Raw genomic sequence first — 21,080 nt, forward strand, 5'->3', positions numbered from 1 at the left:
TTAGTGCGTTATCACGGCAAAATAGGCGCCCTGGTAGCATGAGCCAGATCACTCATTTCAAGAGGAGTTGTCCTTGAAACTGGAAGAAATTGCGCGACTCGCGGGCGTTTCCAAATCAACGGTCAGCAGTGTGCTTAACGGCAAGGCTGAAAAGTACCGGATCAGTCTGGAAACTCAGGAGCGCGTTCGCAAGATCGCCGCAAAATACCAGTATCAGCCCAACTTCTCGGCGGCCAGCCTGCGCCGCGGTATCAGCCACTCTATTGGCTTTGTGGTTCCGGACTTTGAAAACCGCAGCTACATGCGTATCGCCAAGCGCCTTGAGGCTGTCGTGCGTAATGCAGGCTATCAGCTGATTATCAGCAGCTCGGACGATTATCCGGATACTGAGCGTGAAGCGGCAAAATTACTCGCCGCCCGGGGGGTGGATGCCCTGCTGGTTTCCTCCTGCCTTGATGGCGATGATCCTGTATACCAGCAGATTCGTGATCGGGGCATTCCGGTCATTGCGATCGACCGCCCGCTTGCTGAGCACTACAGTCAGGTTGTCTCTGATGATTATCAGGGCGGTTATGAACTTGGCCGGTCATTGAGTGTAAAGAACGATTCCAGCGTCCTGCTTATTGGAGCACTCTCATCCCTGCTGGTGAGCCAGCGCCGACACCAGGGTTTTGTTGATGCCATGGCGTCCATGCACATTGAAGACTGCACGGCTTTGCACGGCGATCACTTCAATGCCAGTACCGGCATCAGCTTACTGAAAGACTATGTCGCCAAGCGTGGGTCATTGCCCGATGCCATTGTGACTACGTCTTATAGCCTGCTTGAGGGTGTCATCGAAACGCTGATGAGCTGGCCGGAAGGTAAACCGCTGTCTGCTGAAGGCGGTATTCAGCTTGCCACTTTTGGTAATAGCCGATTGCTCGATTTCCTTCCCCTCGCAGTAAACTCCTTGCCGCAACAATATGAGCAAATCGCAGAAGCGGCCTGGACGCTGGCAAAAGAAGCCATTGATGGCACAACAACGCCCAGACAGGTGATGATCAGTCGCAAGCTGACCCGTCGCCAACATACAGCCTGAACCTAAGGTTCGGGCTTTACCCCTCCAGCGACACCTCTTGTGTCGAGATCATCGGCACTTCGCCTGCCTGCAAAGGCGGTGCATTCACCATCTCCATAATCCAGGCACAAAATGCCTGAACCGCCGGGCGGCTCTCCGCCTCAGGTAGCCGTAACAGCCGATAACTGTAAGGGCCGCGCACCAGTGTTTGCGGCACCACTTGCACCAGAGAACCTATCTCCAGCGCGTTACCCAGCATTGCCGCACTGGCGATGGCGACGCCCTGCCCGGCCATCGCCGCTTCCAGTGTCAGATAGGTGTGAGAAAACCAGAACCCCGGCATCTTTGCAGGCGTTTTCACGCCGGCTTTGGTCAGCCACATTTTCCACGTCACCTGATCCGGCAGCAGCGCCTCATAACTGTCATGCAGGAGTGTGACACCTAACAGATCCTGCGCCGTATCGAACTTGTGCTCCGCCGCATAGGCAGGACTCGCCACTGCCATAAAGTCCTCGGAAAACAGGGTATCCACCTCCAGATCCGGATAAGGGCTGTTGCCCAGACGAATACTGACATCGACAGGCTCACGGCGAAGATCCGCAGGCGTGGTAATGCCCTGTAGTCGTACTTCATAGGCTGGGTATCGCCGTGTGAAATCCACCAGCCGAGGCATCATCCACCGGGTGATGAAAGAGGCGATGGAGCTTATGGTAATGACATTTTCGCGCTCGGTTTCCGCCTGCAGCAGCTGCGTGGTTGAGGAGAGCATATCCAGTACCGAGCGAATGGTTTCGTAATACCGGTGACCTACAGGCGTCAGGCTGATACCACGCGGGTGACGATGAAAGAGATTCAGCCCGGTACGCGCCTCAAGCTGACGCACCTGATGGGCAACAGCACCTGCGGTAAGAAAGAGTTCATCAGCAGCACGCTGAAAACTTTCCTGTCGGGCGGCTGCTTCAAAGGCCCGTAATGAACTCAGCGGCGGTAAAGCCGGAAATTGAGACATAATTTTTTTATGCCTTATGCCAGAAATAATTGAGTTGTTGCAGAACAGCAACTATCTCACAATCGCTCGCATTAACCACCCTGTTTTCTCACCTTCTCTGGCGAGCGTACCCCGATGAAAAGCGTATTAGGTTCTTTGCTGATCCTGTGCTCTGCAGTTGGTTTTGGCGGTCTGGCACTCTTTGCCCATGAGGCATATGCTGCCGGCGTTGACACCTCAACTCTCCTTGCCATGCGCTTTGGCATTGCCGCGGTGGTCCTGGTGGCGGTGATTATTGCGCGGCGCTACCCGTGGCCCAAAGCACGGGCGATGCGTGGCTACATCATCATGGGTGTGCTTTATGCCATCACCGCCTGGTCCTATTTCAAGGCGCTGAACTTTGCCACTTCCGGGACCGTTTCTCTGCTGCTCTATACCTCGCCGGTCATGGTGACGGTTGCATCAGCTATTTTAGGTCTTGAGCGTTTTGGCAAACCGGAATGGCTGGCGCTGTGTGGTGTCAGTATCGGACTTTTCTTTCTACTGGGCACTGGCCTGCAAAGCACCATTGTGGGCGTGCTTCTCGGACTGAATTCCGCACTGGTTTACACCTTCTACATTTTGCTTGGCAGCCGTATTGGTGCCGGTAGCCACCCGATCAGCTCATCCACTGTGGTCGTAATTTCTGCCGGTATCATTTTCCTTGGCTTGTCCTTGTGGAATGGCGTACACCTGCCCTCCACTCCACGTGGGTGGGGCGCGGTAACGATGATGGCAGTGATGGGTACGCTGATCGGCATCCTGACCTTCGTGGCTGGCCTAAATCTGGTAGGCCCAACGATCGCCTCAGTGCTGTCGACTATTGAGCCGGTCATCACCATGTTCCTGGGTGTGACCTTCCTTGGTGAGTTTGTGGGTGGCGGCTCAATGATTGGTGCAGCACTTATTCTGCTGGCAAGCACAGGGTTGGCAGTTCATCGACTGTTTAGAGAACGCTCTTCGCAACTACCCCTGCAACAGAGCTAGTTCAAGGCGCCCCACGGGGCGCTTTTTTTATTTCAGTTCTCAGGCCTGATTCTGCAGCCAACGCAATAGTTCAGCCTCAAAGCTTAAGGGTTCGATGGGCTTCGGTGAGATCAGACAATACGTTGATCCATCCTCGATAAACCCACGTGGTGCACTTAATAGCCCATTGGCAACGTCATCACACACCAGATGCCACGGCCCAATCGCCACACCCAGTCCGGCCATAGCCCCTTGCAAACTGAAGTAAAAATGTTCGAAGGTTTGTTCGGTTGCCTCCGGCTCTGGCTGCTGACTCACTGCCGCCCACTCTTCCCAGGCTTGCAAACGGGTTCGGGTATGAAGTCGGGGTGCATCCTTCTTGAGCACCGTCTTTTCACTCGCCGGAGTAAACCAGTCTTCCTCCTTATCGGGACGGCAAACAGGACCAATCCTTTCATTGAAAAGCACGTGAGTGTGGAAACCCGCCGGCAGCGGAAAATCATTACGGCGGATGGCAAGGTCAATGCCGTTAGTAAAGGAGAACGGCCCGCCACCGGCCACCAGATGCACATCAACATCAGGATAACGAGACTGAAAATCCTGCCAGCGCGGAATGAGCCAGCGCATTAATAGTGTGGGTTCGCAGGACAGCACCCAGCGTTTTTTCTGCCGTCCAGCTGCACGTAACTCACTGACAGCACTTCGCATCAGCCCAAGCCCACTTTCAACCGCCTGCGCAAGCCTCTGCCCCGCTTCGGTCAGGAACACCCCCCGGTTGCGTCGTTCAAACAGTCGGGTGTCCAGCTCATCTTCCAACAAACGAACGGCACGGCTGATTGCGCCATGGGTGAGATGCAGCTCCTCGCCAGCCCGGCTGAAGTTCTCATGCCGCGCTGCAGCTTCGAAGCAACGCAAGGCGAGCAAAGAAGGCAATCGTTCTTCTTTCTGTGATTCAAATTCACAACTATTGTCAGAAACCATCGTTATTCATCGCCCAGAGTGCTCGCTAATATCTAATAAAACCTACTTTACGACAGGAGCTCCTGTGACTGAACTGTTTGCTGTAATCACAATAACGATACTCGCGGTTATTAGTCCGGGGCCGGACTTTGCCATGGTCAGTCGCAATAGCCTGATGCTATCGCGCCGAGCGGGTGTGCTGACTGCGCTCGGCATTGGCCTGGGCGTGCTTATTCATGTGAGCTACACCCTGATCGGTGTAGGGCTTCTGATTCAGCAATCACTCTGGCTGTTTAATCTGATCAAAATGGCGGGCGCTGTTTATCTGATCTATCTCGGCGTCAAAATGCTGCGAACTCAACCGTCGACAAGTTCAGTCGCCAGTGATGCCAGGCCCATGTCAGACTTTGCCGCATTGAGAACTGGCTTTCTTACTAACGCGTTAAATCCCAAAACCACCGTGTTTGTCGTTAGCCTTTTTATGCAGGTAGTGAACCCCGATACGTCGCTTGTGGTGCAAATCAGCTACGGCCTCTTTATCTCCGTTGCCCATATGCTCTGGTTTAGTCTGGTCGCATTGTGTTTTTCAGCAGGCGCCGTGCGTGAGAAATTACTGGCGATCCGTCACTGGATTGATCGTGCCTTCGGTGGCTTGCTGGTTTGTTTTGGGCTATTGCTGGCACTGGCGACCAGCCATCGGTAAAACCCAGGAAGTAACGAGTTGGCTCAGGCGGGCTGCAGACTGTAGTCCGCCTATAAAATTAAGCATTTACCTCATTTTTTTCTTTCGCGAGTAAGACTATTGTCGATGAATGCCACTTTCAGGTATTCACCATGCGCTTAGTCCGCTCCGTATTGCTGTTACTCACGCTTGCCGGCTCCGCTCAGGTTGTCGCTGCGCCCGAGCGTTTAACCGCCGACACCAGCGCCATGCTGGAATCCTCAGAAGGCTGGAAAGGAAAAGATTCGTTGGGTGCGCAGCGCTCCTTTGATCTCTCCTACGGGTTTACGGCTAAAGAAAAGCTGGATATCTACCTGCCCGCTCATCCACCCAAAGCCATCATTGTGATAGTGCACGGTGGCGCATGGCGTACCGGTGATAAATCCGCTAAAGCGGTGATTGCGAATAAGGGGCAGCACTTTATTGATCAGGGCTACGCCTTTATGAGCATCAATTACCCGCTACTGCCTGATGCGAATCCCGACGTTCAGGCGCAGGCGGTCGCAATGGCAATCTCAAAAATCCAGATTCCCAATGCCAATACGCAAATGGCGGTAAAGAACATCATTGTGATTGGCCATTCCGCCGGTGCGCATTTACTGGCTCTGATTAGTGCCAACCCACGAGCCTATCCCGGCTTGCAGCCCTGGCGAGCGAGCATCCTGCTCGACTCAGCGGCGCTGGATGTGCCAAAAATCATGCGTGCGCGTCACTTCCCGCTTTATGACAAAGCCTTTGGCAAGGAGGAGGCGTTCTGGGAAAAAGTCTCGCCCGTGCATCACATCAAACAGCCCGTCCCCTCGCTGTTTGTATGCTCCAGCCGACGCCGCACTGCATGTGAGCAGGCGTCTGAAGCATCGATGGCCTGGCAAGCACAGGGCGGGAGTTCAGCGGTACTGCCTGAGGATTTATCCCACCGACAGATTAATGATGAACTGGGTCAGCCTTCGGATTACACCTCTGCTGTTGATGCGTTTATTGAGCAGCACCTGGCTCTCTGAAACGACCCCCTCATTCTCCAGACACAAAAAACCGGCCGAGGCCGGTTTTTTTATCACTCTGAGGATTAGTCCTCAGGCTCGTAACCCAGGTTTGGCGAAAGCCAGCGCTCGGCGACATGTTTTTCCATGCCTGCGCGGTGAGCGTAGTCTTCCACCTGATCCTCACTGATTTTACCCACGCCGAAATATTTGGATTCCGGATGGCTGAAGTACCAGCCAGACACCGCTGCCGTCGGGAACATCGCCATGGATTCCGTCAGGGTAATACCGGCTTTCTCCTCGGGTAAAATCAGCTCCCACATGAGCTTCTTCTCAAGGTGATCAGGACAGGCCGGATAACCCGGCGCAGGTCGAATTCCCTGATATTTCTCTTTGATCAGCTCTTCGTTGCTGAGATTTTCATCGGGCGCGTAGCCCCAGTAATCCTTACGCACGCACTCATGCAGGTATTCTGCGAAGGCTTCGGCAAAGCGGTCCGCCAGCGCCTTGATCATGATGGATTTGTAGTCATCGTGATCGGCTTCAAACTTCTCCACCCAGTGATCAATGCCTTCACCGGCGCACACCGCAAAAGCGCCGAAGTAATCGGCAATGCCTTCCGGCGCGACGTAATCACTCAGGCAGTGGTTGTATTTGCCTTCGATCTTCTGGGTTTGCTGACGCAGATGATGCAGCACCATGCGCTCTTCGCTGCGGGTTTCATCCGTCCAGATGACGATGTCATCGCCACGGCTGTTGGCCGGGAATAACTCCAGCACCGCACGCGGGCGCAGCCACTTCTCGGCAATGATCTGATCCAGCATGGCCTGCGCATCGTTAAAGAGCTTGGTCGCCTCTTCACCGACTACTTCATCGGTCAGAATGCGCGGGTAGCGCCCTGCCAGTTCCCAGGAAGCGAAGAACGGCGTCCAGTCGATGTACTTACGCAGGGTTTCCAGCGACACATCATCAAGCACAATCAGCCCCTGCTGCTTCGGCACGGGTGGCTCGTAGCCTTTCCATTGCAGAGGCTCAGGGTTGGAACGTGCACGCTCCAGCGTCACACGCTGGGCATCGCCGCGCTTGTTGCGATGGCGCTCACGCAGCTCTTCGTATTCGGCTTTGACTTCAGCTACAAAGCGGTCGTGGTGCACCTTGCTCAGCAGCTGGCTGACAACGCTGACGGAGCGCGACGCGTTCGGCACGTACACCACCTGATTATTGTGGTAGTTCGGCTCGATCTTAACCGCCGTGTGAATCTTCGAGGTGGTGGCGCCACCGATCATCAGCGGGATATGGAAATCCTGACGCTGCATTTCCTTGGCGACGTGCACCATTTCATCCAGCGACGGGGTAATCAGGCCGGACAGGCCGATAACATCGCACTTCTCTTCACGGGCGGTACGCAGAATCTTCTCGGCAGGCACCATGACACCGAGGTCGACGATTTCATAGTTATTACATTGCAGCACCACGCCGACGATATTTTTACCGATGTCGTGCACGTCACCTTTAACGGTGGCCATCAGCACTTTACCGGCGGAACTTGAGGTACCCGCAAGGTCCTGATTCTGGCGCTTCTCTTCCTCGATAAAGGGCATGAGATAAGCCACAGCTTTTTTCATCACACGCGCCGATTTCACCACCTGCGGCAGGAACATTTTACCCGCGCCAAAGAGGTCGCCGACGATGCTCATCCCGTCCATCAGCGGGCCTTCGATCAGCTCCAGCGGACGGCTGAACTGATGACGGGCTTCTTCGACGTCATCATCGACGAAGTCAGCAATACCCTTGACCAGCGCATGGCTCAGACGTTCATTGACGGGCAGTTCGCGCCATTTGGTATCGGCTTTGTTTTCCGCCGCCTGACCGGTGGAGTTGTACTTTGGCGCAATCTCCAGCAGCTTTTCGGTGGCATCGTCGTGGCGGTTGAGTACCGCATCCTCGACCGCATCACGCAGTTCTGCCGGAATATCTTCGTAAATTGCCAGCTGACCGGCGTTGACGATACCCATGGTCATGCCTTCGCGGATCGCGTAGTACAGGAACACCGAGTGAATCGCTTCACGCACCGGGTTATTGCCACGGAAGGAGAAAGAAACGTTGGACACACCGCCGGAAATCTTGGCGTAAGGCAGCGTTTTCTTGATTACGCGACACGCCTGAATAAAGTCGACGGCGTAGTTGTTGTGCTCTTCAATACCGGTCGCGATGGCGAAGATATTGGGGTCGAAAATAATATCTTCCGGCGGGAAGCCCAATTGCTCGGTCAGGATCTTATAAGAACGGGTACAGATCTCGATTTTGCGCGCTTCGGTATCGGCCTGCCCGACTTCATCGAAGGCCATCACGATCACCGCCGCACCGTAACGGCGCACCAGCGTTGCCTGCTGAATGAACTTCTCTTCCCCTTCTTTCAGGGAAATGGAGTTCACGATGCCTTTACCCTGAATGCACTTAAGGCCCGCTTCGATGACTTCCCACTTGGAGGAGTCGATCATGATCGGTACTTTGGCGATATCCGGCTCACCGGCGATCAGGTTCAGGAAACGGGTCATGGCTTCGAGCGCATCAAGCATGCCCTCGTCCATGTTGATATCGATTACCTGCGCGCCGTTTTCCACCTGTTGACGCGCGACGACTAACGCCTCGTCATACAGGCCTTCTTTAATAAGACGCTTGAACATGGCCGAACCGGTGACGTTGGTACGCTCACCCACGTTCACGAAGAGGCTGTCTTCCGCGATGGTAACAGGCTCAAGGCCGGCCAGACGACAGGCCACCGGCACCTGCGGAATTTCACGGGGCGCTTTGCCTTTCACATAATCAGCAAAGGCTTTGATGTGCTCAGGCGTGGTACCGCAGCAACCGCCGAGAATGTTGATGAAGCCTTCATCAATCCACTGGCCGACTTCGGCCAGCATTTCCTCAGGGGTTTCATCGTACTCACCAAACTCATTCGGCAGACCCGCATTCGGGTGAGCTGACACATAAGTGGTGGAAACACGGCTTAATTCTTCTACGTACTGACGCAGATCCTTCGGCCCCAGAGCACAGTTAAGGCCAATCGAGACAGGCTCAGCGTGGTTGACCGAGTTATAGAACGCTTCTGTCGTTTGGCCGGACAGGGTTCGGCCTGAAGCGTCGGTAATGGTGCCGGAGATCATGATCGGCAAAGACAGGCCATGATCATCAAAATAGGCACGGCAGGCGAAAATCGCCGCCTTGGCGTTCAGGGTATCGAAGATGGTTTCGATCAGAATCAGATCCGCCCCGCCCTTCACCAGACCGTCAATGGATTCGGTGTAGGCTTCTACCAGCTGATCAAAGCTGACGTTACGAAAGCCCGGGTCGTTAACATCCGGAGAAATCGACGCGGTGCGGTTGGTCGGGCCAAGTACCCCGGCGACAAAACGCGGCTTTTCAGGATTGGAGTGGTTGTACTCATCGGCCAGCGCACGACAGATCTTCGCTGCTTCGAGGTTGATCTCATGAGACAGGGCTTCCATCTCATAATCCGCCATGGCGATGCGGGTAGCGTTGAAGGTGTTGGTTTCCAGAATATCGGCACCGGCATCAAGATAAGCACGGTGGATATTGCTGATCACCTCAGGCTGCGTGATCACCAGCAAGTCGTTGTTGCCCTTGATATCCAGCGGCCAGTCAGCGAAGCGCTCACCACGAAAGTCGGCTTCTTCCAGCTTCTGGTTCTGGATCATGGTGCCCATGCCGCCATCCAGAATCAGGATACGTTTGGCTAATTCGGCACGGATATCAGGTCGTTGTTGGGTCACGTCAGTCTTCACTCTTCATCACTACAGCGCGGCACGCACACCGGGCTTGATGTTATCTGGTTAATCGAGACGAATCTCAAGGGCCGTCTTGGCGGCCTCAGTTATCACGGTTGCTCGATGAGTACGCCTCAGGCCGCTTGATACTGGGCGGCAGGCACACCGCTGTGGAAACGGAACTGCTCATCTTCCGACAGCACCAGTTCGGCTTCTTTCTCAGCAAAAAAAGCGATGCGATCTTCAATCGGGCCGGTGGCGTATTCCCGCGCCAGCTTGAGGTAATGCTGGTAATGGCGCGCTTCACTTTTCAGCAGGCTGGTATAGAAGGCACCCAGCTCTTCATCGAGGTGCGGGGCAATCTTGGCGAAGCGCTCGCAGGAGCGCGCCTCAACGAAGGCACCAATAATCATCACATCGACCAGCCGATAAGGCTCAGAGGTGCGCACATGGCGACGAAGGCCTGAGGCATAACGCGCAGCACCAATATGACGAAACTCGATATTACGCTTGGCCAGAATGGTGAGTACCTGTTCAAAGTGAATCAGCTCCTCACGGGCAAGACGCGCCATTTTGGTCAGCAGCTCAGCGCGATCGGGGTAGCGATAAATCAGCGCCATCGCCGTTGCAGCGGCTTTTTGCTCGCAGTGGGCGTGATCCACCAGCATCACATCCTGATGCTTAAGCGCCGCCTGCACCCAGGCATCCGGGGTTTCACAGTTAAGAAAGGAACGAATTGAATCCAGCGCGTCGTTCAGTGAGGCCACGTTAATTTCCCATACCAGCGTCTTGCAATAACAGCGCGGGATTATAGCAGCTACGATCTGCAATTTCGCGGTTCTTGGACTACGCTTTACTGTTGTTCGACTGCGCCGCAGGTTGTCGCCTATCCAAAAGTCTAACTTGTTGAAATCCGGGCGATACTTAACTTAATCACGGGATTGAGTTAAACTTCGCGCACCCAATATCAAGACCCGCTGGGGGCATCTCCAAAAACCAGCATGATCCTGAAAATCGGGTCCTGAAGCACGGCATGGTAGGTTTTTGGAGGTGTCCCGCAGAGGCTGACTCTTCACGGTATGGATTCATTGCACTCCATACCGAGCAGGGTCGAATCGGACAGTGTGTCTGTTTCGCTGACGTCATCCCGACTCGGCTACATATATAATGATGAGGGCTATACCGTGCTTGATGCTTACCGTGAACACGTAGCAGAACGTGCTGCGCAGGGGATTCCTCCCAAGCCCCTGGACCCAGAGCAAACCGTCGCTCTGGTGGATCTCCTGAAAAACCCACCTGCTGGTGAAGAAGAATTCCTGCTGGAACTGCTGACCAACCGCGTTCCTGCCGGTGTTGACCAGGCGGCCTATGTTAAAGCCGGTTTCCTGGCAGCTATCGCCAAAGGCGAAGCCACCTCTCCCCTGATCTCCAAGGTTAAAGCTGTTGAACTGCTGGGCACCATGCTGGGCGGTTACAATATCGAGCCCATGATCATTGCTCTGGACGACAGCGAGCTGGCTCCTGTTGCCGCCAAGGCACTGTCCCACACCCTGCTGATGTTTGATGCCTTCCATGACGTGAAGGAAAAAGCCGATGCAGGCAATGAATTCGCCAAGCAGATCATGCAGTCCTGGGCTGAAGGCGAGTGGTTCACCAAGCGCAAAAAGGTTGCTGAGAAAATCAGCCTGACCGTATTCAAAGTACCTGGCGAAACCAACACTGACGACCTGTCACCCGCTCCTGATGCCTGGTCACGTCCTGACATCCCACTGCACGCTCTGGCAATGCTGAAGATGCCTCGCGAAGGTGTTGAAAAGCCGCTGGAAACCATCGAAGCACTGAAAGAAAAAGGCTTCCCTGTCGCTTACGTGGGTGACGTTGTCGGTACCGGCTCTTCCCGTAAATCCGCAACCAACTCCGTACTGTGGTACATGGGGGATGACATTCCTTTCATCCCTAACAAGCGCGACGGCGGTTTCTGCCTGGGCAGCAAAATTGCTCCTATCTTCTTTAACACCATGGAAGATGCTGGCGCCCTGCCTATCGAAGTTGATGTTTCCAACATGGAAACCGGTGATGTCATCGACATCTACCCTTACGAAGGCAAAGTCACCCGTCACGGTTCTGACGACGTTCTGGCAACCTTTGAGCTTAAGTCTCAGGTACTACTGGACGAAGTACGTGCCGGTGGCCGTATCAACCTGATCATCGGCCGTGGCCTGACCACCAAAGCCCGTGAAGCACTGGGCCTTGGCGTATCTGACCTGTTCCGTACCCCTGATCAGCCTGCTGATTCTGGCAAAGGGTTCTCTCTGGCGCAGAAAATGGTTGGCCGCGCCTGTGGTGTCGACGGTATCCGTCCCGGCACTTACTGCGAACCCAAGATGACCACCGTTGGTTCTCAGGACACCACTGGCCCCATGACCCGTGATGAGCTGAAAGATCTGGCGTGTCTGGGCTTCTCTGCTGACCTGACCATGCAGTCTTTCTGTCACACCGCGGCCTATCCTAAGCCTGTTGACGTTGACACCCATCACACTCTGCCCGACTTCATCATGAACCGTGGCGGCGTTTCCCTGCGTCCTGGTGATGGTGTTATCCACTCCTGGCTGAACCGTATGCTGCTGCCTGACACCGTCGGTACCGGTGGTGATTCTCACACCCGTTTCCCGATTGGTATCTCCTTCCCAGCGGGTTCCGGTCTGGTGGCTTTCGCCGCTGCGACTGGTGTTATGCCTCTGGACATGCCTGAGTCTGTACTGGTTCGCTTCAAAGGCGAAATGCAGCCTGGCATCACCCTGCGTGATCTGGTGAACGCCATTCCTTACGCAGCCATCCAGAAAGGCCTGCTGACCGTTGAGAAAAAAGGCAAGAAGAACTGCTTCTCCGGCCGCATCCTGGAAATTGAAGGTCTGCCCAAGCTGAAAGTCGAGCAGGCATTTGAGCTGTCTGATGCCTCTGCCGAGCGTTCTGCGGCGGGCTGTACCATCAAGCTGGATAAAGAGCCCATCATCGAATACATCAACTCCAACATCACCATGTTGAAGTGGATGATCTCCCAGGGCTACGGCGATGTGCGCACCATCGAGCGCCGCATCAAGTCCATGGAAGAGTGGCTGGCTAACCCTGAACTGATGGAAGGCGATGCTGACGCTGAATACGCGGAAATCATCGAGATCGATCTGGCCACCATCACCGAGCCGCTGCTGGCGTGCCCGAACGATCCTGATGACATCAAGCCGCTGTCTGAACTGGCCGGCGACAAGATTGATGAAGTGTTCATCGGTTCCTGCATGACCAACATCGGTCACTTCCGTGCGGCCGGCAAACTGCTGGAAGCTAACGGCGGCACCGTGCCCACTCGTCTGTGGATCGCACCTCCTACCAAGATGGACCAGTTCCAGCTGACCGAGGAAGGCTACTACGGTATCTTCGGCCGCGCCGGAGCACGTACCGAGATGCCAGGATGTTCACTGTGTATGGGTAACCAGGCGCGTGTTGGCGACAACACCACTGTGGTATCCACCTCTACCCGTAACTTCCCGAACCGTCTGGGTAATGGTGCCAACGTGTATCTGGCTTCTGCCGAACTGGCGGCGGTTGCTGCCATCAAAGGCAAGCTGCCTACCGTTGCCGAGTACATGGAAATCGCCCGTAAGATCGACACCATGGCAGATGACGTTTACCGTTACCTGAATTTCCATGAAATCGAGTCCTACAAGAAAGCTGCAGCGTCTGTCATCCCGACCGTTGCTGCCTAAGCCTTAGGCGAAATGAAAAACGGACCTTCGGGTCCGTTTTTTTTGTGCCCGGCATTAATGAAAGCCTTCAGGGAAGAGGCCTCACCGTGTCTTTATTACGCCGACACTTATTACAACTTGCGCTGGCTACACTCGCGGCTTTTTGCCTTTCTGCACTACTGCTGCGAATAGGTTTTGGTCTGCCTGACAGTATCGGGCAGAGGCTGATCGACAGCTCAGACATAGCGAGTCAGGAAGCGCTGCAGAATTGGCTATCCTTCGCCGCCTTCCTGCTCTTCTTTATCGGAATCCTGGCAATTCAGTGGACGCTGGAAAGAAAAAAAGCGGGCAATTAACCCGCTTTACTACCAACGTGTGACCCGTTTAAAGAATGGTTTGACCGGTCGATGCCCAGTCCTTGGCGAACTGCTCAAGACCCTTGTCCGTCAACACATGATTTGCCAGTCCTTTAATCACCCCCGGTGGGATAGTCGCTACATCTGCTCCGGCAATAGCAGCCTCTTTGACATGGTTAGCCGTGCGAACGGAAGCGGCCAGAATTTCAGTGGCAAAACCGTAGTTATCGTAGATCGCACGAATTTCACGAATCAGCTCCATGCCATCCAGATTCAGATCGTCCAGACGCCCCAAAAACGGCGAAATGTAGGTCGCCCCGGCTTTGGCAGCGAGCAGTGCCTGATTAGCCGAAAAGCACAGAGTTACGTTGGTTTTAATGCCCTTTTGACTGAAATAGCGGCAGGCTTTAAGACCGTCTAACGTTAATGGCAGCTTGATCACCACGTTATCGGCCAACGTCGCCAGATAGTCGCCCTCTTTGATCATGGACGCATAATCCATAGAGGCGACCTCTGCCGAGACAGGCCCATCGACCAGCGCGCAAATTTCGCTGATCACTTCAATAAAGTTACGGCCCGATTTGGCAATCAGACTCGGGTTAGTCGTCACGCCATCCAGCAGACCGTAATCATTCAGCTCGCGGATATCATCAATGACGGCGGTATCGACAAAGAACTTCATGTGGAACTCTCCTTTTTATTGTTAGTAAGCGGTAAACCTTGATAAGCAAGCGATGAGCAGAAACGGATGGCTTAGGCCATCAGCTCCTGCGCTCGTTGAACAATGGCTTCGCGGGTGATACCGAATTTCTCATACAGCGTTTCCGCCGGTGCCGACGCGCCAAAGCCATTCATCCCGATCACGTCATCCTCACAGGCGACATAGCGCGTCCAGCCAAACTTGCCTGCGGCTTCAATCGCAATGCGAGGAGCGGAACCCAATACCGCCTGTTTGTAGTCCGCTTCCTGAGCTTCGAACAACTCCCAGCTCGGCATGGAAACCACGGCCACACCGACGCCCTGCTCATGCAGCGCTTCTGCAGCCTCTATCGCCAGAGAGACTTCCGTGCCGGTGGCTAACAGAGTGAGGTCACGCTTCTCACCAAAGGTACGCAGCACATAAGCCCCTTGTGCAGAGCGATTGGTGCTGTCTTTTTCCAGACGCAGCTGTGGCACATTCTGGCGGGACAGCGCGAGCAAGGAAGGTGTTGAACGAGAGCGCACCGCCAGATCCCAACACTCCAGCGTTTCGACGACATCCGCAGGACGGAAAACCAACAGGTTAGGAATAGCGCGAAGAGAAGCCAGATGCTCCACCGGCTGGTGAGTCGGGCCATCCTCACCCAGACCGATGCTGTCGTGAGTCATGACATAAACGGTGCCGATCCCCATGAGTGCAGAAAGGCGAATGGCGTTACGGGCGTAGTCAGAAAACACCAGGAAGGTGCCGCCGTAGGGCAGCAAACCACCGTGCACGGACATGCCGTTCATCATGGCGGCCATGCCAAACTCACGAACGCCATAACCCACATAACGCCCCGCTGCTTCGCGGCTGTATTGGGTGTCGACCGCTTTAACCCGCGTGAGGTTCGAGCTGGTCAGATCCGCTGAACCGCCAATCATCTCCGGCAGTATGGGAGTGAGCACTTCCAGCGCCATCTGACTGGCTTTACGGGTCGCGACGTTTTGTGGGTTCTCAGCCAGCGCAGCTCGCGCGTTCAGATAAGCCTCGTCATAGTTTGATGGCAACGCCTGCGCCAGACGACGCTTGAGTTCAGACTGCACATTCTCAGGCAGTGACTGAACACGCGACTCCCAGCGAATGCGCTCGGTGGCACCACGGCTTCCCGTGTCACGCCAGGCGCCCAACAGCTCTACCGGAATATCAAAAGGATCCGCCTCCCAGCCCAGGGCCTTCTTGGTGGCTTTAGCTTCCTCAGCACCCAGAGCAGAACCGTGAGATGCCGCTGAGCCTGCCTTGTTAGGCGAGCCAAAACCAATCACGGTTTTCATGGCAATCAAAGAGGGCTTATCTGTTACCGCTTTTGCGTCGGTAATCGCCGCATCCAGTGCAGCGGCATCGTGACCATCACACTTTTGTACATGCCAGCCACAGGCGGCCAGTCGCGCCGGGACATCTTCGGAGAACGACACCGAGGTTTTACCGTCGATAGTGATCTCATTGTCATCATAGAGAACGACCAGTTTGCCGAGGCCCAGGTGACCCGCAAGGCTAATGGCTTCCTGACCGATGCCTTCCTGCAGACAGCCATCCCCGAGAAAAACATAGGTGTGGTGATTAACGATGCTATCGCCGAACTCTGCCGCCAGGGCTTTTTCCGCCATTGCCATACCCACCGCTCCCGCAATGCCCTGACCTAACGGGCCGGTGGTGATTTCAACCCCTTTGGCGTGGCCATATTCAGGATGCCCTGCAGTGATTGAGCCCCACTGGCGGAAATTACGGATCTGATCCAGCGTCATGTCTTCATAACCTGTGAGATATAACAGGCTATATAACATCATCGAGGCATGGCCGTTGGAAAGCACCACGCGATCGCGGTCAAACCAGTCCGGCTGGCTGGCATCAAACTTCAGATGATGGCGATAAAGCACCGTCGCAGCGTCAGCCATACCGAGTGGAGCACCGGGATGGCCGGAGTTTGCCGCTTCCACGGCATCAATGGATAAGGCGCGAATACAGTTCGCCAGTGAACGGTTTAAAGCGGCATCGGCAGCAGTCATGAACTCACCTGTTTGTTGTTATGGGTGCGTGATGGCGTGGCAATCAATAGGGCGAATATCGAGGACGCCATGAGTTGTTGCGGGGTATCAGAGAGGAAGAAGCCCGACCAGGGTGACTCCCTCCTCCTGATAACAGCCAATATAAAACATTTTTTGTTTTATGTAACATCAATAATGTTACTTAGAACAAAATCAGGTGTTATACTTCGCGGCAATATCACAGACAAAGCCACGCCGGAGGGCATTCAGAGTTATGAAACGCGATGAGCGCCAACAGGCAATCATGGACTTACTGGTCGAACACGGCGCGGTGGATCTTGAAGAGCTGTCGCAGCGCTTTGAAGTGACCCGGATGACGGTGCACCGGGATCTGGATGAGCTGGAGCAAAGCGGCCTGCTGCGTAAAGTTCGCGGTGGCGCCACCATTGAGGCTGGCACTCAGTTCGAAAGTGATTTTCGCTTTCGGGAAAAGAAAGATACCGGTGCCAAGGAAGCGATGGCGACCCGTGCTCTGGAGCTGATCGAGCCCGGTATGACCGTGATGGTCAATGATGGCTCCATGGCCGCCGTGCTGGGTGAAAAGCTCAAGGAAAAGCGCCCGCTCACGGTGATTACCAATAATGCGGCGGTGATTGACTGCCTGAAAGCCGAAACCGGCATTCGCCTGATTGCGCTTGGTGGTGCCTATTCCGCCAAGTACAACGGCTTTTTTGGCGTGGTAACGGAAGCGTCTTTACGTCAGCTGCGTGCGGATGTCGCGTTTCTCTCCAGCCCAGCCGTCAGTGGCACCAGCGTTTTCCATATGGATGATGAAGTGGTACGCGCCAAGCGCGCGATGATGGCTTCTGCCGCCCGCACCTGTCTTTTGATTAATCACAACCGATTTGGACGCACCGCCCTGCACGTTCTGGCGGACTTGTCCGAATTTGATACGGTCATTACCGATAAAGCACCCGCAGACGATGCCCGCGCCGCCCTTGAGAAAGCCGGGATAGAACTCACCCTCTGTCAATGAGCCCCGATAAGGATTCAATATGAGTGCAGCACCCCAATTTTGGATTGGTACCAGCTGGAAGATGAACAAGACGCTGGCTGAGGCGATGGTCTTCGCCGAGCAACTGGCGGCCGCTGATGGCAGCCGTCACGCCGGGATTCAGCGCTTTGTGATTCCCTCATTCACCAATGTGCGTCAGGTCAAAGCCGCACTGGCTTCTTCCTCGGTAAAAGTGGGTGCACAGAACATGCACTGGGCAGACGAAGGCGCCTGGACGGGTGAAGTTTCCCCGCTGATGCTGAAAGACTGTGCCCTCGATATTGTCGAACTGGGCCACTCTGAACGCCGTGAGCACTTTGGCGAAACCAATGAAACCGTGGGGCTCAAGACGGAAGCCGCCGTGCGTCATGGCCTGATTCCGCTGATCTGTATTGGTGAAACACTGGAAGAACGCGAAGCCGGTCGTGCCCAGGAAGTACTGACCGAACAGGTGCGCGGCGCCCTGTCCAAACTGAGCGATGCGCAGAAAAATGCCACGATTCTGCTTGCGTACGAGCCCGTCTGGGCTATCGGCGTAAATGGCATTCCTGCCACCTCCGACTACGCTGATGCCCGTCAGGCAGAAATTATTGCCGTGGCGGAAGACGTTCTTGGACGCCGCGTCCCTTGCCTTTATGGCGGCTCGGTCAACCCCGAGAACTGCGAAGAACTGATTCAATGCCCGCACATCGACGGCCTCTTTATTGGCCGCTCCGCCTGGAACGTCGATGGCTACCTCAACATTCTGGCCAAGTGCGCAGCACTGGTCTGATTCCTCCAATAACCTTTATCAGGAGAGACTGTCATGAAATTAGCAATTGCAGGCGATAGCGCAGGTGAAGGTCTGGCCAAAGTTCTGGCGGATTACCTGAAAGACCGTTTTGAGGTGTCTGAAATTTCCCGCACCGACGAAGGCCCGGATGCGTTCTACGCCACCCTTTCTGATCGCGTTGCCTCAGCCGTCATCGCCGGTGAATACGACCGTGCCATTCTGGTCTGTGGTACTGGTATCGGCGTTTGCATCGCCGCCAACAAGGTTCCGGGCATCCGTGCGGCGCTGACCCACGACACCTATTCGGCTGAGCGCGCTGCCCTGTCCAACAATGCACAGATCATCACCATGGGTGCCCGTGTGATCGGTGCGGAAGTCGCCAAGTCCATCGCGGATGCCTTCCTCAAGGAAACCTTTGATGAGAACGGCCGTTCCGCAGGCAACGTTAACGCTATCAATGACGTGGATGCCAAGTATCACGCGTAAAACGAATTCCCGGGGCGAAAGTCCCGGAATACTGCGGATGCCCTTGGGTATCCCTTGCTGAGTGTCTTAGCTTTCCTCAAGTGCAAACTTGATTGGCAGAGGTTCCCCCTCTGCCTTTTTTATTTCTGCATCAATGCTCTTTCCCCATCAGCGACCTGCGTCAATCTGCGCCTGACTTCCCCCTTTGTGACCGCCTTATCGTGGTATAAGGACGGCTGAACTCGCGGGCATAAAGGAAAGGAGTCTCAGGTGACACAACAGACAACCGCGCAAAAGGACAGGATCGGCTTGATTGGCGCTATCGCCATTGGTGTGGGCGGTATGGTCGGCGGAGGGATTTTCGCGGTATTGGGTGAAGCCGTTTCCATTGCTCATGGCGCAACGCCCATGGCATTTCTGATTGCCGGGGTTGTCGCACTCATTACCGCAGTGGCTTATGCGCGCCTCAGTGTTCACTTCCCGAACCGCGGCGGCACGGTCTATTTCATTGATCAGGCCTTTGGCAATAACCTCGCCTCGGGCAGCGTCAATGTGATGCTCTGGCTAAGCTATCTCGTGACTATCGCCCTTTACGCTACAGCCTTCGCCTCCTATGCAGGCACCTTTTATGACTCAGCGGGCGGCGCGCTGCGTGAACACTTTCTGATTAGCCTCGCCATCCTGCTGCCGGCATTGATCAATCTGGTCAGTGCCACCTTTGTCAGCAAATCCGAGACCCTCATTGTGGTGTTCAAGGTGGTGCTGCTGGCTTTTATCATCTGGTACAGCCTGCCCTATGTCGACACCCGTAAAATGGCCGTCAGCCAGTGGGGTTCTGCCTTTTCCATTGTCGCCGCCGGGATGATCATCTTTGTGGCTTATGAAGGCTTCGAGCTGATTGCCAATGCGGCGGAAGATATCGTCAACCCGAAGCGCAATCTGCCACTGGCACTGCTGCTCTCGGTGATTCTGGTGATTGGGCTTTATGTGGTCATTGCCCTGATTACTGTCAGCACCGTCAGTGAGGCTGAACTGGCCAGCGCCAAGGATTACGCTCTGGCAGTCGCCGCGCAGCCGGCGCTGGGGCAAACGGGTTTTGTGGTCGTGGCCGTTGCGGCATTGCTGGCCACGCTTTCAGCCATTAACGCGACGATTTATGGCAATGCGCGCCTCGGCTACACCCTGGCGAAAGACGGTCAGCTTCCTGCCCAGTTCAACCGCCCAATCTGGAATAAGCCGGTGATGGGCGTATTACTCACGGCCGGTATCAGCCTGGTGATTGCCAATGCCCTGCCACTTGAGCAGATCGCCATTATTGGCAGCGCCAGTTTTCTGCTGATTTTCACGCTGGTGAATGCCAGCGCCTTTCGCCTGCGCAAAACCCTCGGCGGCCCCGTTCTGATTTATGGTATTGGCACCCTGGGCTGTGCTGCCGCACTTCTGATTCTGCTGACTCATACCTATCAGCAAGACCCTTCAGCCGTTGCCATCTTCGCCGGGTTCCTGCTGATTTCCGTGATGTTTGAGCTGATCTTCGGTAGCCAGGTTCGAGGGCACTTTCTGGGCAGAAAGTATCCTTCCGAGGGTGAAGACTAAGCGTTACAGCAACATGGCGAGCCAGAAGATAATCAGTAACGCGATATAGATACGCGAGTGCAGACGGTCAGGCAGTTTGCCAATCCATCGGCTTGCCAAACGAATGCCACACCAGGAGCCTGCCATCATGGCAAACAGAGCCAGCACATCGATATAACCCAGATGCAGGCCGCCCAATGCCTGACCTTCTTGCCAGCTGAACAGGACAAAACCCAAGGTGCCGGCAATGGAAACCGGGAAGGTCAACGGGCTTGCCATTGCGGTGGCCTGAGTCATCGAGGCGCCCATACGGCGTAGCATCGGTACAGTCATGACGCTACCTCCCACGCCCAGACAGGCCGCCACACCGCCAATCAGGGTTCCGCCAATCGCCGTCGTCACCTTACCCAAAGGATGAACCTCTCCGCTTGACGGCGCGGTAAAGCCGGGACGAAACAGGCAATCGAGAATGGTGATGCCCAGATAGCTGATAAATAACCAGCGAAGCGGCGCTGAGGAAACCCAGGTGGCCACTGCGGCACCCATCAGCGCTCCCAAGGCAATGAAACCCAGCAATGGCCGGATTATGGCCCACTTCAGCGTCCCCGCCTTGTGATGCTTGCGGGTCGCCATCAGGGAGCTGAAAATCATCAGGCTGGTGGACGTGGCTACCGCACAATGCATGGCCGCCTGCCCGATAGCGCTATCTTCTCCGTAGGCGAGTATCAGCCCCTGATACATCACCGGCACCATCAAAAAACCACCGCCAAAGCCAAACAAGACGGTCGTTATTCCCGCCCCCAGGCCAATCACAGCCAATACGCCGTACAACATCATCAGACGATTCCCATTCCTGTGTTAAGTCGCGCCACAGCATAACGAGCCGGCATCT

Annotated in this window: 17 protein-coding genes; 10 read left to right on the top strand and 7 right to left on the bottom strand. The window is 55.1% G+C overall.

Annotation, left to right across the window (positions count from 1 at the left end):
* Positions 1 to 73 precede the first annotated feature (73 nt).
* Complete coding sequence (locus tag ACKC9G_RS01165) at positions 74 to 1,081, top strand: LacI family DNA-binding transcriptional regulator (RefSeq protein ID WP_411403097.1); 1,008 nt, start codon at positions 74 to 76, stop codon at positions 1,079 to 1,081.
* 16 nt (positions 1,082 to 1,097) lie between these two features.
* Here ACKC9G_RS01165 and gcvA read toward each other — a convergent pair whose 3' ends face one another.
* Positions 1,098 to 2,069 carry a transcriptional regulator GcvA gene (gene gcvA / locus ACKC9G_RS01170; RefSeq protein ID WP_411403098.1) on the bottom strand — a complete coding sequence of 324 codons (972 nt, stop codon included), beginning with the start codon at positions 2,067 to 2,069 and terminating at the stop codon, positions 1,098 to 1,100.
* Positions 2,070 to 2,183: 114 nt separating this feature from the next.
* On the opposite strand from gcvA, the gene ACKC9G_RS01175 reads away from it, so the two are divergent.
* Positions 2,184 to 3,074: a DMT family transporter gene (locus ACKC9G_RS01175; protein WP_411403099.1), complete on the top strand. Its 891-nt coding sequence runs from the start codon at positions 2,184 to 2,186 to the stop codon at positions 3,072 to 3,074.
* Positions 3,075 to 3,113: 39 nt separating this feature from the next.
* Here ACKC9G_RS01175 and ACKC9G_RS01180 read toward each other — a convergent pair whose 3' ends face one another.
* The gene (locus tag ACKC9G_RS01180; RefSeq protein WP_411403100.1) at positions 3,114 to 4,034 is read right to left on the bottom strand and encodes a LysR family transcriptional regulator; all 921 of its coding nucleotides are present in this window, start codon (positions 4,032 to 4,034) and stop codon (positions 3,114 to 3,116) included.
* A gap of 64 nt (positions 4,035 to 4,098) precedes the next feature.
* Between ACKC9G_RS01180 and ACKC9G_RS01185 the strand changes: the two genes are divergently transcribed.
* Positions 4,099 to 4,716: a LysE family transporter gene (locus tag ACKC9G_RS01185; RefSeq protein ID WP_411403101.1), complete on the top strand. Its 618-nt coding sequence runs from the start codon at positions 4,099 to 4,101 to the stop codon at positions 4,714 to 4,716.
* 131 nt (positions 4,717 to 4,847) lie between these two features.
* Positions 4,848 to 5,735 carry an alpha/beta hydrolase fold domain-containing protein gene (locus ACKC9G_RS01190; RefSeq protein ID WP_411403102.1) on the top strand — a complete coding sequence of 296 codons (888 nt, stop codon included), beginning with the start codon at positions 4,848 to 4,850 and terminating at the stop codon, positions 5,733 to 5,735.
* Positions 5,736 to 5,800: 65 nt separating this feature from the next.
* On the opposite strand, the gene metH is transcribed toward ACKC9G_RS01190, so the two are convergent.
* A complete protein-coding gene (gene metH / locus ACKC9G_RS01195; RefSeq protein WP_411403103.1) occupies positions 5,801 to 9,508 on the bottom strand; it encodes a methionine synthase in 3,708 nt (1,235 codons plus the stop codon).
* Between the two features lie 128 nt (positions 9,509 to 9,636).
* A complete protein-coding gene (locus ACKC9G_RS01200; protein ID WP_411403297.1) occupies positions 9,637 to 10,260 on the bottom strand; it encodes a tRNA-(ms[2]io[6]A)-hydroxylase in 624 nt (207 codons plus the stop codon).
* Between the two features lie 426 nt (positions 10,261 to 10,686).
* Here ACKC9G_RS01200 and acnB point away from each other — a divergent pair, with 426 nt between their 5' ends.
* Positions 10,687 to 13,263 carry a bifunctional aconitate hydratase 2/2-methylisocitrate dehydratase gene (gene acnB, locus ACKC9G_RS01205; RefSeq protein WP_411403104.1) on the top strand — a complete coding sequence of 859 codons (2,577 nt, stop codon included), beginning with the start codon at positions 10,687 to 10,689 and terminating at the stop codon, positions 13,261 to 13,263.
* An 86-nt stretch (positions 13,264 to 13,349) separates the two neighbouring features.
* A complete protein-coding gene (locus ACKC9G_RS01210; protein ID WP_411403105.1) occupies positions 13,350 to 13,598 on the top strand; it encodes a hypothetical protein in 249 nt (82 codons plus the stop codon).
* Positions 13,599 to 13,626: 28 nt separating this feature from the next.
* Here ACKC9G_RS01210 and fsa read toward each other — a convergent pair whose 3' ends face one another.
* Both fsa and tkt read right to left on the bottom strand, forming a co-directional pair.
* Positions 13,627 to 14,280 carry a fructose-6-phosphate aldolase gene (fsa, locus tag ACKC9G_RS01215; RefSeq protein ID WP_411403106.1) on the bottom strand — a complete coding sequence of 218 codons (654 nt, stop codon included), beginning with the start codon at positions 14,278 to 14,280 and terminating at the stop codon, positions 13,627 to 13,629.
* Between the two features lie 71 nt (positions 14,281 to 14,351).
* Positions 14,352 to 16,343: a transketolase gene (tkt, locus tag ACKC9G_RS01220; protein ID WP_411403107.1), complete on the bottom strand. Its 1,992-nt coding sequence runs from the start codon at positions 16,341 to 16,343 to the stop codon at positions 14,352 to 14,354.
* A 253-nt stretch (positions 16,344 to 16,596) separates the two neighbouring features.
* On the opposite strand from tkt, the gene ACKC9G_RS01225 reads away from it, so the two are divergent.
* The 4 genes from ACKC9G_RS01225 to ACKC9G_RS01240 all read left to right on the top strand — a co-directional run bounded on the left by ACKC9G_RS01225 (position 16,597) and on the right by ACKC9G_RS01240 (position 20,209).
* Positions 16,597 to 17,358: a DeoR/GlpR family DNA-binding transcription regulator gene (locus ACKC9G_RS01225; RefSeq protein WP_411403108.1), complete on the top strand. Its 762-nt coding sequence runs from the start codon at positions 16,597 to 16,599 to the stop codon at positions 17,356 to 17,358.
* A 19-nt stretch (positions 17,359 to 17,377) separates the two neighbouring features.
* On the top strand, positions 17,378 to 18,148 hold the full coding sequence (locus ACKC9G_RS01230) for a triose-phosphate isomerase (RefSeq protein WP_411403109.1): 771 nt from the start codon (positions 17,378 to 17,380) through the stop codon (positions 18,146 to 18,148).
* A 33-nt stretch (positions 18,149 to 18,181) separates the two neighbouring features.
* Positions 18,182 to 18,634 (top strand): RpiB/LacA/LacB family sugar-phosphate isomerase, encoded by a 453-nt coding sequence (locus ACKC9G_RS01235; protein ID WP_411403110.1) that lies wholly within the window; start codon positions 18,182 to 18,184, stop codon positions 18,632 to 18,634.
* A gap of 249 nt (positions 18,635 to 18,883) precedes the next feature.
* Positions 18,884 to 20,209 (top strand): APC family permease, encoded by a 1,326-nt coding sequence (locus ACKC9G_RS01240; protein WP_411403111.1) that lies wholly within the window; start codon positions 18,884 to 18,886, stop codon positions 20,207 to 20,209.
* 3 nt (positions 20,210 to 20,212) lie between these two features.
* Here ACKC9G_RS01240 and ACKC9G_RS01245 read toward each other — a convergent pair whose 3' ends face one another.
* Positions 20,213 to 21,025, bottom strand: a complete 813-nt coding sequence (locus ACKC9G_RS01245) for a sulfite exporter TauE/SafE family protein (RefSeq protein WP_411403112.1) — start codon at positions 21,023 to 21,025, stop codon at positions 20,213 to 20,215.
* Positions 21,026 to 21,080: the final 55 nt, after the last annotated feature.

Origin of the sequence: Pokkaliibacter sp. CJK22405, from assembly GCF_046614695.1 — a bacterium.
Classification (GTDB): domain Bacteria; phylum Pseudomonadota; class Gammaproteobacteria; order Pseudomonadales; family Balneatricaceae; genus Pokkaliibacter.

Bases quoted from the DNA above. Each gene is read 5' to 3' on its own strand.
- gcvA (WP_411403098.1), bottom strand. From the start codon at position 2,069: ATGTCTCAATTTCCGGCTTTACCGCCGCTGAGTTCATTACGGGCCTTT.
- ACKC9G_RS01175 (WP_411403099.1), top strand. From the start codon at position 2,184: ATGAAAAGCGTATTAGGTTCTTTGCTGATCCTGTGCTCTGCAGTTGGT.
- ACKC9G_RS01180 (WP_411403100.1), bottom strand. From the start codon at position 4,034: ATGGTTTCTGACAATAGTTGTGAATTTGAATCACAGAAAGAAGAACGA.
- ACKC9G_RS01190 (WP_411403102.1), top strand. From the start codon at position 4,848: ATGCGCTTAGTCCGCTCCGTATTGCTGTTACTCACGCTTGCCGGCTCC.
- fsa (WP_411403106.1), bottom strand. From the start codon at position 14,280: ATGAAGTTCTTTGTCGATACCGCCGTCATTGATGATATCCGCGAGCTG.
- tkt (WP_411403107.1), bottom strand. From the start codon at position 16,343: ATGACTGCTGCCGATGCCGCTTTAAACCGTTCACTGGCGAACTGTATT.
- ACKC9G_RS01225 (WP_411403108.1), top strand. From the start codon at position 16,597: ATGAAACGCGATGAGCGCCAACAGGCAATCATGGACTTACTGGTCGAA.
- ACKC9G_RS01230 (WP_411403109.1), top strand. From the start codon at position 17,378: ATGAGTGCAGCACCCCAATTTTGGATTGGTACCAGCTGGAAGATGAAC.
- ACKC9G_RS01235 (WP_411403110.1), top strand. From the start codon at position 18,182: ATGAAATTAGCAATTGCAGGCGATAGCGCAGGTGAAGGTCTGGCCAAA.
- ACKC9G_RS01245 (WP_411403112.1), bottom strand. From the start codon at position 21,025: ATGATGTTGTACGGCGTATTGGCTGTGATTGGCCTGGGGGCGGGAATA.